Below are 16,944 nucleotides of genomic sequence, written 5' to 3' on the forward strand. Positions count from 1 at the left end.
GTATGTCCTCCATTAGCACTATAATATATTTTCGTTTTTGATTATTAAACATAATAATATTATATCAAAAAATATAATGAAAAGTGAAAACAACAAAAAAAAGCCACAAATATTTAAAATAAATGTGGCTTTTTGTAAAAAAATTCTAGTTATCCTTTTTAAAGTGTTTATTGTTGGAATAACTTTGCTTTCTTTTTGAACTATAGCTATTCCGGTTTGGGGTATGTGGATTTAAGCTCTTTTTTCTGGCAGTAGATTTTTCAATATTTATTCTTTTGCCTTTAATTATATAATTTTTCATAGATTTCAGAACTTCTGCCGCAAACTCCTTCGGAACTTCTACAAATGAATATCTATCGTGAATATCTATAGAGCCTACCATTTTCCCAGGAAGACCTGAAGAAGCAACAAGGCTTTCTATTATATGTTTGGGCTGAATTTTATTTTCACTTCCAATATTTATAAAGAATCTTACCATATCACCGTCAGAAGTAAACTCTGTGACATCATCTATCTCGCTGACTTTATTGGTTTGAGTGCAAGTTTCTTCTATATATAGACCTAACAATGCAGCAGCAATATCTAGCGATGTAACGAAGTTTTGCTCTGCGCTTTCAGACTCTGATGAATCTGCATTTATGTCTTCAACAAATTTCTCTATTTGACCTACATATTTTGCAATTTGTTCCTTTGCTATTTTTTCTTTTAGAGATTTAAGTATATTAGCCATTTTCTTTTCTTCCACATCATTAATACTAGGTGGCTTCATAAATTTAATGGTAGACTTAGTGTATCTCTGTATGTCCTTAAGCTTATATATTTCCCTTCCTGATACGAAGGTGAAAGCTTTACCAGTTCTGCCAGCTCTTCCAGTTCTTCCGATTCTATGAACATAATATTCATCATCGCTAGGTAAATCGTAGTTAAATACAGCTTCAACATCATCAACGTCAATACCTCTCGCAGCAACATCAGTAGCTATAAGTATATCTATATTACCTTTTCTGAACATACTCATTACTTTGTCTCTTTGCTCTTGTCTCATATCTCCATGCAAAGCTTCAGCAGAAAAGCCTCTTGATTGCAGACTTGCTTTGAGTTCGTCAACTTTTCTTTTAGTATTGCAGAATACTAATGATAATTTTATGTCATTAGTGTCAAGTAATCTTGATAAAACCTCAAGCTTTGCAGATTCCTTTACCTCAAGATAATATTGCTCAATAAGAGGTACAGTTAGCTGCTTGTGAGCTATTTTTATATGAAAAGGGTTTTTCAGATATTTTTTTGTAATATCAAGAATTTCTTTAGACATAGTTGCAGAAAAGAGTATTGTCTGTCTTTCAACTGGAACCTTGTCTAAAATAGTATCTATATCTTCTCTGAAGCCCATATTTAACATTTCATCGGCTTCATCCAAAACCACCATTTTTAAGTTCTCCAGCTTTAATGTTTTACGTCTCATGTGATCCATTACTCGACCAGGCGTTCCAATTATAATCTGTGGACGTTTCTTCAGAGACATAATTTGTCTATCAATTGGTTGACCGCCATATACAGGCAGAATTCTAATGCCGTCTTTGTATTTTAATAAGTTCTTTAGTTCTTCGGAAGATTGAATTGCTAGTTCTCTTGTAGGGCAAAGCACTAATACTTGAATTAAATCTGAATCAGGGTTAATTATTTCAACAGCAGGTATTCCAAAGGCACAAGTTTTTCCAGTTCCAGTCTGAGCTTGCCCTATTACATCCTTACCATCTAGAATATGAGTAATTGATTGAGACTGAATTGGGGTTGCTTCTTCAAAACCCATATCTGCTATTGCTTTTTGCAGTTCATTTGAAAGGTTGAGATCCTTAAAACTTAAATTTTCCATTTTTATTCCTTTACTATTTTAAATTTTTACACTATATAATAATAATTATTATTAACAAGTTTTGCAATCTTTATTTACAATTAACAGTACTAATTCTATATTAAGAGTGAAAATAAGGAACGTTTTTGTAGTATATTGTAAAGATTTATATTTATTTTTTTAAATATTAGTACTTATATAAAATTAGTATGATATGTATGATACAATATGAAATGATAAAACTAATTAAGGGTTATTTAGGATAAATTGAGTAAAATGAACTATGAATTGAAATGTTGCATAAATAAGACTGAAAAGCTGAAAAATTAGTAAATACCAGCTATTGTAAACTTAAGAATAGTTCGACTTTTTATTCGAAAGTTGGGTTGAATATTTGAATGGGTTCAGCTGTGATTAAGTATGACACAGATAGATTTTATATTTGAGAAAGTTAGTAAATACGTTAAATAAATATATAAAAGGTGGGAAATAATGAGAAAATTTGCATTTGTATCGGACTTTGATGGTACTCTTACAGACCGAGATTTTTATCATATTGTAATGGATAAGTATTTAAAGGATTGGGCTTGGGATTATTATAATGAGTGGAGAAAAACTAAAAAAATAAATGTTGACTTTCTAAATAAAATATTTAGCTCAATGGATAGAAGTGAAGACGAGATTTTTGAAGATATACTTAACCTTCCTCTGGATTCTTATGCAATTGATTTTATAAAAAGGGTAGAAGACTGTGGTGGAGATTTTTATATATTAAGTGCAGGAACTTCCTATTATATTGAAAAGCTGCTGGCACATTATAATTTAAATAGTGTAAACGTAATTTCAATGAAGGGAGTATATAGAGACAGAGGAATTCATATACTGCCTGATTCCAAAAGTGAGTTTTATTCAGAAATATGGGGTATCGATAAAGCAAAGGTAATACAAACACTTAAGAAAAAATATATTAAGGTATATTTTTCTGGTGACAGTGAACCCGATGTAGGTGCTGCAGAAGCTTGCGACTGTGCATTTGCAAGAAATGACCTAAAAGAGCTGCTAAATGATAGGAATATACCATTTGTACCCTTTAACAATTTTAAGGAAGTGGAAAAATATATGCTAAATCAGGGATGGTTAAAATAAATTTTTTGAATAAAGGCTGAATAAATACTTAAATAAAACTTTATAACCTAAAATGAGATATATTGTAGCAGATTAAAATGGAAATTTTCGAATGTAGATTAAGTAGATTAAATTGTAGATTAATTTCATTAGAATTAGCGGCATGCAGCGGAATGGGAGATATTCTAACTGCCTGAAGACTAAAGAGTTATCCTTAACTTATAGAAAAGGGGGATATTTTCTTGCTTCATTATATTTCATTTATAACAATAAAAGATTAATAAGTGGGCGTGGGAGGTAGTATGAGTACATCAGTTCATAGAATTGAAATTCCAACAATAATGGAAGTGGATAGTAATATACTGGAAAATGTAGGCTCATATATTTTAAGAGCTGGGATAAAAAAGGTAGTTGTTTTTTTTGGGGATGGAATCAGAGAACTATTTGGAGAAAAGATACTTCATTCAATAAATTCCAAATCTCAGTTAAGTACTCTTGAAACCTATGATTATGATGACATAAGAATAGAAAATCTTATGCCAATTGCATTTTCAATTCCCTCGAATGCAGAGGCGATAATAGGCGTTGGTGGTGGAAAGGTACTTGATGCAGCGAAATATATTGCGTTTTTAAGAAACCTTCCATTTATTAGCATACCGACATCCACATCTAATGATGGATTTTCCAGTTCAGGCTGTTCGCTTATTATAAATGGGAGAAGGACATCTGTTCATGCAGTAATGCCATTTGGAATAATTGTTGATATCGCCGTAATTCAAAATGCACCTATGAAGTTCATTTATTCAGGGCTAGGAGATATTGTTTCAAAAATAACAGCAGTATTTGATTGGTATTATGAAGAGAATAATAAGGCTGCAAGGGTAAATGACTTTGCAGCAATGTTAGCAAAGAAATCTGTAAATAGTATTGTAAGAATGCCATATACACAAGTTACAGAAGAATTTTTCCTAAAAGAAATGGTAGATTCTTTAACAATGAGCGGAATAGCTATGCAAATTGCAGATAACAGTGCTCCGGCAAGCGGAAGCGAACATCTTATATCTCATGCATTGGATAAAATACTTGAAAAACCGCAGTTACATGGAATTCAAGTTGGAATCGCAACTTATCTGATGAGCTTAGTTCAGCAGCACAGATATGAAAGAATTGAGAAATTTTTAAGTGATACCGGATTTTTTAATTATGTAGAAGGTTTGCAAATGAGGGCTGATGATTTTGAAAAGGCAATTGATTTAGCACCAACGATAAAACCTAATAGATATACTTATTTACATGTTGAAGAAAACAGAATAAAGGCTAAAGAACTTTTGAGAAATAATGAGATTTTAAAAAGAATATTGAAATAGTGAAAAACTTTAAATAAATTGGGCTATTATAAAACTTATTTTATGAAATTGGTGTTATAAATAGCTCAATTTTTATTTTATGAGACATAAAATTGGTATAGTTAATAAAAAAATATTTATTTTTTTATTTAATTGAAATATTACAAACTATGTTATAAAATGGTATAGATAAAATGTGTTTTGATGTGAGGAGTATTGTTTATGCAAGTTTTAATTCATCAGAAGATGAATATTATATCAGCAGTTGTATTATTGCTTTTTATGATATATTCATATAATGTATTTGACAAAAAACAAAAAATTAATAGATTATATTTAGTATCACTTACATTAAACACATTACTAATAATTCTTGAATTGATAACTGCATTTCTTGCTGAAAGCTATAGTGTACCACTAAGAATTTTATCTTCTATTAATAAAGTTCTTATAGTTGCAATTGCACCTTATTTGTCGTTTGTGTTCTTTAAACTAATATGTAATTATTTTCCTAAACCATTTAAAATAAGAAATTGTACGACATATCTTATAAGGATACTAATTGCGTTTAATGCAATAGCAGCTGTTATTTATTTTTTCAGTTTAAAAGCAATTCCTAATTTGAGAATAACAGAATATTCAATTTCTCTTTTACTTAGCTTTATTTTTACAGCGTATAGTGTCTTTATTATATTAAAGAATAAAAATATGATAATTCAATTTGAGTTTGCCGCTATACTTACAACTGCCATTACTGCCAGTTTACTAATATTAATTCAGCTTATGGTCAATGCCACTAGCTTTATATGGTGTAGTAATTCAATTATACTAATTTTTATGTTTGTTATTATTCAACAAAGAGAACTTTATAGAGATTCTCTCACTGGTGCTAGAAATAGAGTTGTTTTAAAAAAATGCATAGATGCATATAAGAAAAAACCTAATGGTAATTTGGCGGCTGTTATGATTGATTTAGACTATTTCAAGAGTATAAATGACAGCTATGGACATTCAGAGGGAGATTATGCTCTTAAATCCTTTGTAAGGATATTACAGATTGCCTATTCGGATCACGGTGTTGTCATTAGAATGGGAGGAGATGAGTTTCTAGTATTAATTAGGGATGTTTCATTTATAGGGGTTAATGAAATGATTAAAAAAATGTCAAAAATGATTGACAGTTTCAATAATAAAAGTGATAAACCGTATCATTTAAGATATAGCTATGCAAGTGGAATGTATAATGATAAGAATATTAGCATTGAGCAATTTATTCATGACCTTGACATGAAGATGTATCAAAATAAAAAGGGAAACAGAGAAAGAATATGGAGTATCAAAAACATGTAAATTGATAAATTTATAGAGGCTTAGAATTTGGAATATTTATTTGGGTACATGAAACTGTACCATAATAAATATTCCAAATTTTTATATATCAAATATCATTTGCTTGTACTCTAAATTTTTAAAGCCCAGTTTTTTATAGAGTTTTATTGCGTGTTCATTGCTGTCACATACCTCAAGACGATATCGTACAGCCTTGGACTTATACTCTTCTAGCACCCACTTTAAGGCAAATGAGCCAATGCCTTTTCTTTGAAATTTGGGTTCAACATAAATTTCCTCAATTAAAACTACAAATCCATTGCACTCATTAGAGTAAGTAAATGATAAGTTTACATAACCGGCAACAAAGGAATCATATTCAATGATTAATCCTCTAAGATATGGGCTCTTATTCATTATTTCATTAAATGTGTTAGACATAGCACTTTGTGAAATAGGGTTTAGTGCTGCACCAGATGAATAAAAGCTTGTACACATATTTATAAAGTTTTGTCTATCATGCTCTGCGAAATCTCTAATATTTATCATATAGAATCCTTCTAAACACTTACATATTTTATTAATCTTATCATGTGATTTTTAAATAATCTGAGTTAGATAAAGCATTATAAGCAAAATTTTGAGCACTATAATAACTCAAGTAATTCAGCTGGTTTTTTCAAATAATAATCTGCACTAATATTATTAGCATTGTTAGTTCCCCAAAGAGCTAAAGCAAACTTTACTCCAGCGCTGTTGGCACACATGGAATCAAAGATAGTATCGCCAATATAAATTGTTTCAGATGCTATTGCATTCATTTTTTCCATTGCTCTTATAAGTGGGTCTGGATTTGGCTTGTGATTAATAGTATCATCTGAACATACAATAGATTCAAACTTATCAACTAAACTCTGCAAGCTGCTATCAATGTCAATTTCATATTTACATCTTGAAGTGACAATGCCAATGGGAATGTTTTTGTCTTTTAGATGGCTAATAACTTCAATAATTCCATCAAAGACCGAACAGCGTTTGAAACCCTCGATAAGGTATTTGTAATAATCCTTCATAGCAGCTTCTATATCTGTAAAACCATAATTAGCTAAAGTTTGGGGTGTTGGAACTCCATAACCCTTAAGCAATTCTTCTTCAGTAAAATACCTTCCATACTTATTAAATATTACTTGCTGATATGCATACATAACAGCTTCTTCTGTATCTATCATTGTTCCGTCTACATCAAAAATAACATATTTATACATTTTGTCCTCCGTGCATTTATCCTAGTCTGAATATTGTAACTCAAAGTTGTATTAGCATACCAGTAAAAGCAATAGTAAACTATAATACTTGTTTACTGGTACTCCCGTACAAACTTGTCTAAATGGCTACTCACAAGATATTTTTTAGATTTGCATTGTTTCTAATACCAGTATTAGCAATAAGCAGTTTGTCTAAAAATCAATATAACAGTTAAAATTAATTTCAAAAGCCCAAAACACACTAAAAAGTATTATAACATATAGAACTAGTTAATGCTTATTTGATTATAAATTTTAGACAGGTAAAATATGGCGACAAAACATAGGATTGTAGAAATAAAAACGTCAAATACAATAAAGGTATCAGGAATAATTGTACTAGCAATTTTTATAGTCACATATCCTATTATTCCAATTATAGCAAATACTAAAGAACTCTTTATTGATAAGTGAATTTCACAGTATTTTCGAATTTCGTATAGATTAATTATAAGACCTGTTATTGAGGTCAAAACAATAGATACGCCATATCCATATATATTTAATTCCGGAATTCCTGTTAGGATAAACACTAGAACTAAACCTTCTACAGATACTATGAGAGAATTCCGCAGGTTTATATTCTGTTTACCAAGAGCATTTAATATTCCAAAAGATGCACTAGAAGCATAACTCATAAAACTGCAAATACCCGCTATTTTAATCATATCTCCTAGGTCATTTCTTGAGTAGAAAAGCATACCTAGTTTTTGCGGAATACACAAAGATATTATTAGTGTGCCTAATCCTACAAGAAAAGAAATTTTTAATACCTGAGATATTCTTCTTTCAGTGCTCCATAAATCTTTTTTGCTAATACTAAGTGACATATCCGGAATTAGTACAGTCATCATGGAACCAACTATTATAAATGGCAGATTTACAGTTGTGAGTGACATACCAAGGAACTTTCCAATAAGTTCTAATGCATTGTCATAACTTATGCCAGTGCTAATTAATCTCCTTGGCAATATCAATGTTGATGCAGTATTTAGTATTGAAGACAGAAATCCGTTTAAGCATAGAGGAGTTGATATTACTAATATATCAAATAATAACTGTAATGGATTCTTAACTTTTGTCTTCACAGGTACAAGTTTTTTGAAGAATAATTTATAAGCAGTTAGCAGCATCAAAAGGCTAATAGCTTCTCCCACTGCTAATGCAAAATAGGCAGCGGTTACAGTACCTTTTACATTATTAAGTGATAGCAGAAAAATAGTGGATAAGAGAATTGTTATTCTTATACCTTTTTCTAAAATATCAATACTAGCTGGGATAGTGAATTTCTCAAAGCCATAAAATATTCCTTTAAATATTGCGGAAAAAGGGATAAATACCAATGCTGGACATATTATTTTTATGGCATTTGCTGCTCTGATATCTTTTATGAAAAAGGTACTTATATTCGATGCATTGATAAAAACAAGTGCTGCTACAGCAATACTCCACAAGCCCATAAAGCAAACTATAGTTTTTACAGTTCTATGCAGATTTCTATAATCCTTTTTACTATTATATACTGCACAGACTTTTGAAACTGCTGTTATCAGACCATCTGCAGTCAAACAAATAAGAAGAGAATATACCGGCATTATAAGGCCATAAAGACCAAGTCCTTCGGCTCCTAGCTTTTTTGAGAGCACTATTGAAAATGCAAAGCCAATGAAGCCTGTTATAAAATTTGATAATGTCAATATAGCTGAATTTTTATAAAAACTATCAGAACTCATTTATATAACCCCACTTTGCACTATTAATAAAGGGTATTCAAATAAGTTCATCTTTATTACAAACAAGCAAATAGATTTCGGGTGTGAACTTAGCAAATCATTTGTTGGCTAAATAATATATGAACACAATCTGAGCTAGTATAATTAGCGGTATAATAACCATAAAGTACCAGTGACGTGTTTTATGCTTAAATAAAAACAGTCCAACGTATACGCCAATGCTACCACCTAGTATAGATAATATAAAAAAAGAACGTTCAGGTATTCTCCATAATTTGTTTTTAGCTTTGTATTTGTCTAAGGATACTAAAATAAACCCAAATATATTTAAAATTAACAATGCAATAATAATAAAATTCTGCATAAGCATATCCATGTCTCAGTGCATAATAAAAACTCATATTATTAGAATGACATGGATTCTATCCCCCTTTTTATATTATTTAGCATTACACATTATACTATATATAAGTTTTATACGTTAAATACAGTATTATTATACTTCGAAAGATATAGTTTTGTTTAGTGTTTTTTATGATATTTTGATAAAAATACAAAAAATATGTATGAAGTTTGTAAAATACAGTTCATTTGTATATAATAGGGTTAAGATATGCACATTAATTACTTATAAAACGTGGGAAAATGTGGGTGAATTATGGAAATTAATATTTTAGATATGAGTTTTTTATCAGTAGTGTTTAAGGTAGTACTGGTAATAGTTATATTTATTATAATACTTCAGGCATTGAAAATTATGTCCAAGGATGTAAAAAGAAGTGGATTGAAGAATGGGAAAAATCTTGGTTGGAAGCTTAGACTTGAATATTCGGGCGATGGAGGCAGCTTTATAGCTGGTGATATCATACCAATAGGCAGCAAAATTTCAATTGGCAGGAATGAGGCAAATCAAATGCTGCTTCCATCACAGTCGGTATCAAATTATCATGCTCAAATATATTTTGAGGATGGCAGGTATATGCTTGAAGACTTAAAATCTACAAATGGTACTTATATAAATGGAGTTAGAGTGGATAAAAAAAGCTTACAGCCTGGTGATGAAATACGCATTTCTCAGACTGTTCTTGTGGTTCTAGATGATGAGTAGACAAAATTAATGGATACTTCAAATCTAATATAATAAGCAAATTGTTAAGGTATGAAGAACTAGTATGCTTACTAGTAAACAATATTGTAGTCTTGTTGAAGCAGGAGTGATGTTTTTAATGAAAAAAAGTATAAGAACACTTCAGTTTTTTATATATTTATTTGTGTTTATTGGATTTTTGAATCTTGCACTTTTAAAAAGTCCAATAGATACACTAGCAGGGGTGTTCTTTTTAGTAATATTTTTGATAATATGGCTGACTACATGGGTATTAAAAAAATACTATCCTATGGGAGATCGGCTTATATTTTTATTAGCTATATCTCTTTGCTCAATAGGACTTATAATGTTATTCAGATTAAATAAATCTATAGCTACAAAACAGTTGATATGGCTTGTGTTGGGTATTTTTCTTTTTTTATTTATTGTTTTATATTTAAAAAAAGGACTAATAAAGTTTTCTAAATACAGATATCCTTTTTTGGCAGCAACTATAATATTTATGTCAATGGCTACTTTTTTTGGAGTAGAAATATTAGGAGCAAAGAATTGGGTTAAAATAGGTCCAATTGGGTTCCAGCCGTCTGAATTCGGGAAAATATTTCTAATACTATATTTATCAACAGCACTTTCTGATATTCGCTCAAGAAAGCAGCTTTTAGAGCCCTGTGCTGTAATAGGTGTAGCATTAGGCTTCATGGTTATTCAGAGGGACCTTGGAACAGCACTTATTATATTTGCTATTGCAGTTACAATGGTATATCTGTCCACATCAAAAATTCAGTATGTGCTCATTTCCTTAGGCTTATTTTCAGCAGGGGGATTGGCAAGCTATGCAATGTTTAGTCATATCAGAAGGAGAGTAATGATTTGGTGGAATCCTTGGTTATATGTCTATAATGAAAGTTATCAAGTAGTGCAGTCTATGTATGCTATTGCTATGGGAGGTTTCTTCGGGAGAGGGCTTGGAATGGGAAACCCTGAATATGTAGCTGTAAATGAATCTGATTTCATATTCTCTGTTATTTGTGAGGAAATGGGTTTATTAATGGGATTTGCTATTTTGATATTGCATTTTCTACTATTTTACCGCTCTATCAGAAGTGCAATTCATGCTGAGAACAACTTTACAAAGCTTTTGACTTCAGGATTGAGCGTAATGATTGCTACACAAACCTTGGTAATTGTAGGAGGAGTGACAGGGTTTATTCCGCTAACTGGAATAACTTTACCCTTTGTGAGCCATGGTGGGACCTCTTTATTAATTAGTTTTCTAGCACTTGGCATAATACAAAAGGTTTCAGAAGGTGACGAATCAGAGGGACAATAATATACGAAAAGAGATACTCATACATGTTTATGGCGTTATTTTTACAGGTTGTATTTATACAACTTATTCACAAAACTTTAGGTTTTTTGCTGAAAAACTGGTATGATGCAGGATTTATCACACTATGAACTATTGATACTAAGCCGCACTATTAGTTTTTATGTGCGAAGTTTGAGTATATTAGTTTTTAGAAGTAGAGGTGAGAAAAATATTATGGATAATTTAACTACTAATATAAAGCGGGTCATGATAGTTTTTTTAGTTGTGTTTATTGTTTTGATGGGCTATTTATCATATTTCACATTAATTAAAGGCCCCAATATTGTAACAAGACCTGATAACAGAAGAATGTGGGATGTGAGAAATAAGGTTGTAAGAGGAACTATATATGATAGAACGGGTAAAGAATTATCATTAAGCAAAAAGACTGACAATGGCTATAAACGCGTATATCAGGGTGGCGCAGCTACTTCACATATACTGGGATATTATGATGAGCGATATGGTATAACAGGCTTAGAGAATTTATATGATAGCCAATTGTCCAGTAATATTTCTGCTTCTTTTTTGGCCTGGGCGGGTAATGGATTTAAGAAAGTAGACAAAAAAGGTAATGATGTATATACCACATTAGACTATGAATTGCAAAAGACAGCCTATAATGCTTTGGGAGATTTTAGGGGCTCAGTAGTTGTTTTAAAGGTTAAAACAGGAGAGATATTAGCAATGGCATCAAAGCCCTCCTATAACCCCAACAATCTAGGTGACATATGGGAATCTTTAAACGAAAATGAGCATAGACCCCTTTTGAACAGAGCAGTTTCTGGACTTTATGCACCTGGCTCTACCTTTAAGGTTGTTACTGGAATAAGTGCACTTGAAAATATAGATGGGATAACAAAAGAGACCTTTAACGACACAGGTAAGATGGATTTAGGCGGGGGATATACTCTTAGCAATGACAAAGGAAAGGCTTTAGGTAAAATTAATTTTGGGCAGGCAATGATAAAGTCCAGCAATTTATTTTTTGGAGATTTAGGACTAAGGCTTGAAGGTAAACTGCTAAAAACAGCCGAAAAGTTCAAGTTTAATAAGGACATTCCTGCCGAAGGAATTATTATAGATAACAGCAGATTTCCTAAATATAAGTCCAATGAAAAGGGAAATATGGCTCAAAGTGGATTTGGACAAGCTGAAGTGTTAGCCACACCTATTCAAATGGCTTTGGTAGCTCAGACTATAGCAAATGACGGAGTTATGATGAAGCCAACCCTTATAAGCAAGGTTACAGACTATAATGGAAATATAGTTCAAGATTTAAATATATCCTCTATAGGACAAATTACTGAAACTATATATGCTGCTGAAATTAAGAATTACATGAGGGATGTGGTTTCAAAGGGCACTGGTACTAGAGCACAAGTAAAAGGAATTCAAGTATGCGGAAAAACTGGCACAGCTCAGCATGTTGAAAACAAAAATCCTCATAGTTGGTTTATAGGCTTTGCACCATACGATAACCCTGAAATTGCAATAGCAGTTATTGTTGAGGAGGGCGGATATGGCGGTGTTGCGGCAGCAAAAATATCTTCAATTGTTATGAGCAAGTACTTTAGAAAGTAAAGAATAAAACCAAGACTGGCGGTAGCTAGTACTACTCAAACTTTAGTTGAATTAGATATAATTGTATGAATTAGTTGTATTAGAGAAAGTTTCATACAGAAAACATAAATTTTTGTGTTAATGAAGCCATAAGTTCAGTATAAAAAAAGCTTTGCTGATATAAAAAAATGGGTTGATGAAGAAATTATTGATTATGTTGCTCCACAAATATATTTCACATATGCAAACCCTGCTGCACCTTACGGTGAGCTTGTTACTTGGTGGTCTTGCGCAGAAATTAGCGATTAATTAATTAAATAAATAATCAAGGTGAAGAACAAGCACTTCCGCCGAACGTATGACCAAGGCATCCAGTCTCAGGTTAATACTCACAGCTGCTGACTTCCGCTGTGTGGGCTACAATATTTGTTCTTCACCTTATTATTTCTAGCATCAATTTCTAACCGAACTTCGCAATTAGATATAATTGCTACTTAGTACTATTATTACAATAATAAGACATCGGAATATAAAAATGTTGTTTTTAACAGCCCTATTAGTTACTATTTATTAAAATAGGCCATTTACTTTAAAGGCTTTGTAAACATTTGTGTCCAGTAACATACTCCGCTGCTTGTTTTGGCAAGGCCAACACCAATATGAGTATAAGAGGGACTCAAAATATTTGCTCTGTGTCCTGATGAGTTCATCCAGCTATTCATAACTGCTGCTGGTGTTTTCTGACCGTAGGCAATGTTTTCACCAGCGGAGGAGAATCTAATCCCAAAGGTTTCAAGCATTTTAAACGGAGAACCGTAAGTGGGAGAAGTGTGGGAAAAATATTTCTTATTTATCATATCCTGAGATTTGTATCTTGCAACCCTTGAAATTTCCCAATCGGCTTTTAAGGCTTGTAAACCTTTTTTGGCTCTTTCAACATTAACCAATCGTATTACTTCAGCTTCTAATGCTTTAACACTGCTTTGATCTGGTATGGTAAGCTTTTGACCAGGATAAATCAAACTTGGATTCTTAACTTGTGGGTTTTTAGCTAAAATTTCACTAACACCTGTTTCATACTTCACTGCTATTTTCCAGATGCTATCTCCAGATTTTACAGTATAGGTTGTCTGAGCAGAAACTTCTACAATACACACACTAAGAATAATTAGCACTAGTAATATTTTCTTTTTCATAATTTTATCCATGTTCTAAATTTCATACGACATAGTATGAAATAAATTGACTAGATTTGACACCTCCAATTTAGTATTTTTATTACATGTTACATTTTATAATCTCATTTTTTATTATTCGGGAAAGGAAATACTATTATGTCAAGAAAATATTTAAAATACATGAAATAATAAACTATAAATTAATGCTTTTGTACAAAAAGCTTATTGTACCTAAAATTTAAACAAATTTTTCAAATGTGCGTATTGGATTATTATTCTTAATTAATAATATAATAGCAAATAAGTGATTGAAGATTTTAGAAATATAAATGGAGATTTAAGCTAATAATAAAAAAATAAAAGATTGTTGATTCCTCAACAATCTCTAATTTTTTTATTATTAGTTTCGAGAACTATCCATAGTTATATGGTGAGAGCAATATTTAAGCAATTGTGCTAAAATGTTTTCTTAGGGTCACGGTAAAATATTAAAAGCAAAATAGATAGAATGCTAAATACTGATACAGTAATATACATCTGTTTAAAACCATTCCCTAAAGTTGATTGGAAAGAGTCCTCTATTTGTGGTTTCATATTATCAATAGCTTTAAGATAATCTGTCTTAGATTGCTCAAAGGCTTGAGGGATATACTTATCCTTTAAATCTTTCATTTTATTGATGGTTTCATTTAAACTAACTTTTTGCTGTTCCATTGAAGATATGCTTTCTTTCATTAATGCTTGCTTCTTTTTAGTTTCTTCAACCTGCTTTTCAAGGGCTTCTTTTTTGGATAATGTTTCTTTATATTCTGCCTTTAGAGCATTTTTAGCAGTAGTTAATTTATTTATTTCAGTTTTTAAAAGGTTAGGATCCTTCATATATTTTTGCATATCAGCACTACCAGGCATTCCGGCACCGCTAGGCATACCAGAACCGCTAGGCATTTCAGCACCACTTTTTGCCATATCACTGCTCATACCACTCATGCCTCTGCTGATTTCAGTTTCTCTAGAAGAAGCATTAGATTTCATTTGCGAATCATTAGGCATAACTCCAGCAAAAACAGGCGGTTTTGCAGTTTCGGATGTTAGCTGATTGTATAAAGCTGTCATTTGCTTAATGGCTTCTTCTTGCTGGCTTATTCCTTTCTTCATTCCGTCAAGTGCCTGAGTTAAACCTTTTATTGGCTTAGACATTTCAGCTATACCTGTATCCATACCGGCAATTCCTTCTTTGATTTGTGAAATTCCGTCATCTATGCCATCAAAACCAGGACTCATTGCATCTATACCTTTCTGAATGCCTTCTTGAGCTTTTTCCATGGCAGTTGGCAGATTTTTATCCATCATGTATACTGCAATTTCTTTTGACTTATCAACAATATTTGTCACATCAGCAGATTGCATTGATTTCACTAATTCATCTGGCAGAGAACCTCCGCTGCTCATATCAAAATTCATATCACCCATTTTACTTAAATCGGGAATATCAACGTCCTTTAGCATTTCAGCCATATTAGGGTCAGTTTTCATTTTATTAAATGTGTCATTAAGTTCTACAGCTTGCTTTATCTCAGGAACTGTTGGCTTAGGAAGCATGCTCATTAGGTTATCCTGAGCAACAAGACCAGCCTGAGCGAGGAAACCAATCATAATTGATGGAGCTATTACTGTTCCTATTGACCTAACAAGAGAAAGAGTTGCAAGTGCAGAGTTTGCTTCTTCTTGTTTAGTGTTACCTAGCATCATATAGTTTAGCGGTGAGCCCATTACAAAGCCTAAACCAGTACCAATCAATGCAAGGCTGACAATAACAGTTAATAAACCACTTATAGGAACAGCAACATAAGCAAGGAAAATTGAGCCTATTAAAGATACTATAAAGCCTCCTAATAAGATTTTTTTTGCGCCATATTTATCAACAAGTTTACCACTCATTGGCGCACCTATTGCTGTAAATACTCCTAATATAGTTACAAAATAGCCACCTTTACCAGTAGCAATTCTCAAAGAATTTTCAGAGAACTGAGGAACGAATATCATTCCCATCATACATACACCGACTAAGAAGCCTACAATTAAAGTAATAAGAATCTTAGGGGTTGTGAAGTAAGATAGATTTAATATAGGGTCAGCGGCTCTTTTTTCAATAATTATAAAAATAGGTAAAAGTACTATAAAAATAATTAAATAAGGATATACAGACGTACTCTTAATAGTTTCGCTGAAGTTGAAGAAATCTATGTTCTTCAAGCCATACATTACTGAAAGAATCATAACTACAATAACAAAGGTACCCCAGACGTCAATCTTCTTAGGTGCTTCAGTAGATTTATTTAAAGGTAAAAATTTAATTCCAAAAACGATAATAACAATACTTATTGGTAAGTTTATATAAAATAAAAATTGCCAGTTTTCAATACCAAAGATATCAAGGATAGCACTACCCAATGATGAGCCCATTATATTAGCTAAACCATAAACTCCACCTAGAAGACCGAGAGCCATACCTCGTTTTTCTTCTGGAAATGTGGTTCCAAACTCAGCGTTAGCAATTGGCATAATTCCACCGCCGCCAATTGCCTGAATAACACGGCCTGTCAATAGCATAGAAAAGCTGCTGAAGCTTGAAGATAGGCCGCATAAAAGAGAGCCTGCTCCAAACAAGGTTATACAAACTATATAAACATGTTTCCTTCCTATTCTATCGGCAATTTTTCCGGATATTGGAATTGAGGCTGCATATGCCAATGTAAAAATAGTAATCATCCATATACCAAGTTTGTCATCAACACCTAGACTAGACTGTATAACTGTTCTTGCAGGTGTTACGATACCTGTATCTATGGCACCCATAAAAATTCCCAGCATGTATAAAAACATTATCATGCCTAATCCTGATTTTTTCTTTTTGATAGTTTCTTCCATAATAATATCCATAACAGCGTTTGATATATTTTGTCAAACTATATATGGATTATTTAACACCTCCATAAAATTTTTTATAATAATAATAATATTTCTTATTGCTGTATTA

Annotated in this window: 13 protein-coding genes and 1 pseudogene; 7 read left to right on the forward strand and 7 right to left on the reverse strand. The window is 31.8% G+C overall.

All coding sequences use genetic code 11. From position 1 onward, the window contains the following. Nucleotides 1-145: 145 nt before the first annotated feature. Nucleotides 146-1,873 (reverse strand): DEAD/DEAH box helicase, encoded by a 1,728-nt coding sequence (locus EHE19_RS04495; RefSeq protein WP_137698195.1) that lies wholly within the window; start codon nt 1,871-1,873, stop codon nt 146-148. Between the two features lie 471 nt (nt 1,874-2,344). On the opposite strand from EHE19_RS04495, the gene EHE19_RS04500 reads away from it, so the two are divergent. From EHE19_RS04500 to EHE19_RS04510, 3 genes are all read left to right on the forward strand, one after another. Continuing rightward, nucleotides 2,345-2,998 (forward strand): MtnX-like HAD-IB family phosphatase, encoded by a 654-nt coding sequence (locus EHE19_RS04500; protein ID WP_137698194.1) that lies wholly within the window; start codon nt 2,345-2,347, stop codon nt 2,996-2,998. 281 nt (nt 2,999-3,279) lie between these two features. After that, nucleotides 3,280-4,344: an iron-containing alcohol dehydrogenase family protein gene (locus tag EHE19_RS04505; RefSeq protein WP_137698193.1), complete on the forward strand. Its 1,065-nt coding sequence runs from the start codon at nt 3,280-3,282 to the stop codon at nt 4,342-4,344. Nucleotides 4,345-4,545: 201 nt separating this feature from the next. Next, nucleotides 4,546-5,673, forward strand: a complete 1,128-nt coding sequence (locus tag EHE19_RS04510) for a GGDEF domain-containing protein (protein WP_137698192.1) — start codon at nt 4,546-4,548, stop codon at nt 5,671-5,673. Nucleotides 5,674-5,754: 81 nt separating this feature from the next. Here EHE19_RS04510 and EHE19_RS04515 read toward each other — a convergent pair whose 3' ends face one another. From EHE19_RS04515 to EHE19_RS04530, 4 genes are all read right to left on the reverse strand, one after another. Then, the gene (locus EHE19_RS04515) at nt 5,755-6,201 is read right to left on the reverse strand and encodes a GNAT family N-acetyltransferase (RefSeq protein WP_137698191.1); all 447 of its coding nucleotides are present in this window, start codon (nt 6,199-6,201) and stop codon (nt 5,755-5,757) included. Nucleotides 6,202-6,299: 98 nt separating this feature from the next. Continuing rightward, complete coding sequence (locus EHE19_RS04520) at nt 6,300-6,917, reverse strand: HAD family hydrolase (RefSeq protein ID WP_137698190.1); 618 nt, start codon at nt 6,915-6,917, stop codon at nt 6,300-6,302. Between the two features lie 266 nt (nt 6,918-7,183). Beyond that, the gene (gene spoVB, locus EHE19_RS04525; RefSeq protein ID WP_137698189.1) at nt 7,184-8,689 is read right to left on the reverse strand and encodes a stage V sporulation protein B; all 1,506 of its coding nucleotides are present in this window, start codon (nt 8,687-8,689) and stop codon (nt 7,184-7,186) included. Nucleotides 8,690-8,786: 97 nt separating this feature from the next. Next, nucleotides 8,787-9,065 carry a DUF1294 domain-containing protein gene (locus EHE19_RS04530; RefSeq protein ID WP_342343339.1) on the reverse strand — a complete coding sequence of 93 codons (279 nt, stop codon included), beginning with the start codon at nt 9,063-9,065 and terminating at the stop codon, nt 8,787-8,789. Nucleotides 9,066-9,347: 282 nt separating this feature from the next. Here EHE19_RS04530 and EHE19_RS04535 point away from each other — a divergent pair, with 282 nt between their 5' ends. The 4 genes and pseudogenes from EHE19_RS04535 to EHE19_RS04550 form a co-directional block, all read left to right on the forward strand. Beyond that, nucleotides 9,348-9,797, forward strand: a complete 450-nt coding sequence (locus EHE19_RS04535) for an FHA domain-containing protein (RefSeq protein ID WP_137698187.1) — start codon at nt 9,348-9,350, stop codon at nt 9,795-9,797. 118 nt (nt 9,798-9,915) lie between these two features. Further along, nucleotides 9,916-11,127: an FtsW/RodA/SpoVE family cell cycle protein gene (locus EHE19_RS04540; RefSeq protein ID WP_137698186.1), complete on the forward strand. Its 1,212-nt coding sequence runs from the start codon at nt 9,916-9,918 to the stop codon at nt 11,125-11,127. 213 nt (nt 11,128-11,340) lie between these two features. After that, the gene (locus tag EHE19_RS04545; RefSeq protein WP_137698185.1) at nt 11,341-12,750 is read left to right on the forward strand and encodes a peptidoglycan D,D-transpeptidase FtsI family protein; all 1,410 of its coding nucleotides are present in this window, start codon (nt 11,341-11,343) and stop codon (nt 12,748-12,750) included. Between the two features lie 147 nt (nt 12,751-12,897). After that, nucleotides 12,898-13,038 (forward strand): annotated as a pseudogene (locus EHE19_RS04550) (family 10 glycosylhydrolase); the annotation flags it as partial. A gap of 275 nt (nt 13,039-13,313) precedes the next feature. On the opposite strand, the gene safA reads toward EHE19_RS04550, so the two are convergent. Continuing rightward, nucleotides 13,314-13,925, reverse strand: a complete 612-nt coding sequence (gene safA, locus EHE19_RS04555) for a SafA/ExsA family spore coat assembly protein (protein WP_137698184.1) — start codon at nt 13,923-13,925, stop codon at nt 13,314-13,316. Nucleotides 13,926-14,363: 438 nt separating this feature from the next. Beyond that, the gene (locus tag EHE19_RS04560; RefSeq protein ID WP_171003605.1) at nt 14,364-16,835 is read right to left on the reverse strand and encodes an MDR family MFS transporter; all 2,472 of its coding nucleotides are present in this window, start codon (nt 16,833-16,835) and stop codon (nt 14,364-14,366) included. Nucleotides 16,836-16,944 lie beyond the last annotated feature (109 nt).

The organism is Ruminiclostridium herbifermentans (assembly GCF_005473905.2).
Classification (GTDB): Bacteria; Bacillota; Clostridia; order Acetivibrionales; family DSM-1351; genus Ruminiclostridium; species Ruminiclostridium herbifermentans.

Excerpts from the sequence above, each read along its gene's own strand:
- EHE19_RS04495 (WP_137698195.1), bottom strand. The coding sequence starts at position 1,873 with ATGGAAAATTTAAGTTTTAAGGATCTCAACCTTTCAAATGAACTGCAA.
- EHE19_RS04500 (WP_137698194.1), top strand. The coding sequence starts at position 2,345 with ATGAGAAAATTTGCATTTGTATCGGACTTTGATGGTACTCTTACAGAC.
- EHE19_RS04505 (WP_137698193.1), top strand. The coding sequence starts at position 3,280 with ATGAGTACATCAGTTCATAGAATTGAAATTCCAACAATAATGGAAGTG.
- EHE19_RS04510 (WP_137698192.1), top strand. The coding sequence starts at position 4,546 with ATGCAAGTTTTAATTCATCAGAAGATGAATATTATATCAGCAGTTGTA.
- EHE19_RS04515 (WP_137698191.1), bottom strand. The coding sequence starts at position 6,201 with ATGATAAATATTAGAGATTTCGCAGAGCATGATAGACAAAACTTTATA.
- EHE19_RS04520 (WP_137698190.1), bottom strand. The coding sequence starts at position 6,917 with ATGTATAAATATGTTATTTTTGATGTAGACGGAACAATGATAGATACA.
- spoVB (WP_137698189.1), bottom strand. The coding sequence starts at position 8,689 with ATGAGTTCTGATAGTTTTTATAAAAATTCAGCTATATTGACATTATCA.
- EHE19_RS04530 (WP_342343339.1), bottom strand. The coding sequence starts at position 9,065 with ATGGATATGCTTATGCAGAATTTTATTATTATTGCATTGTTAATTTTA.
- EHE19_RS04535 (WP_137698187.1), top strand. The coding sequence starts at position 9,348 with ATGGAAATTAATATTTTAGATATGAGTTTTTTATCAGTAGTGTTTAAG.
- EHE19_RS04540 (WP_137698186.1), top strand. The coding sequence starts at position 9,916 with ATGAAAAAAAGTATAAGAACACTTCAGTTTTTTATATATTTATTTGTG.
- EHE19_RS04545 (WP_137698185.1), top strand. The coding sequence starts at position 11,341 with ATGGATAATTTAACTACTAATATAAAGCGGGTCATGATAGTTTTTTTA.
- safA (WP_137698184.1), bottom strand. The coding sequence starts at position 13,925 with ATGAAAAAGAAAATATTACTAGTGCTAATTATTCTTAGTGTGTGTATT.
- EHE19_RS04560 (WP_171003605.1), bottom strand. The coding sequence starts at position 16,835 with ATGGAAGAAACTATCAAAAAGAAAAAATCAGGATTAGGCATGATAATG.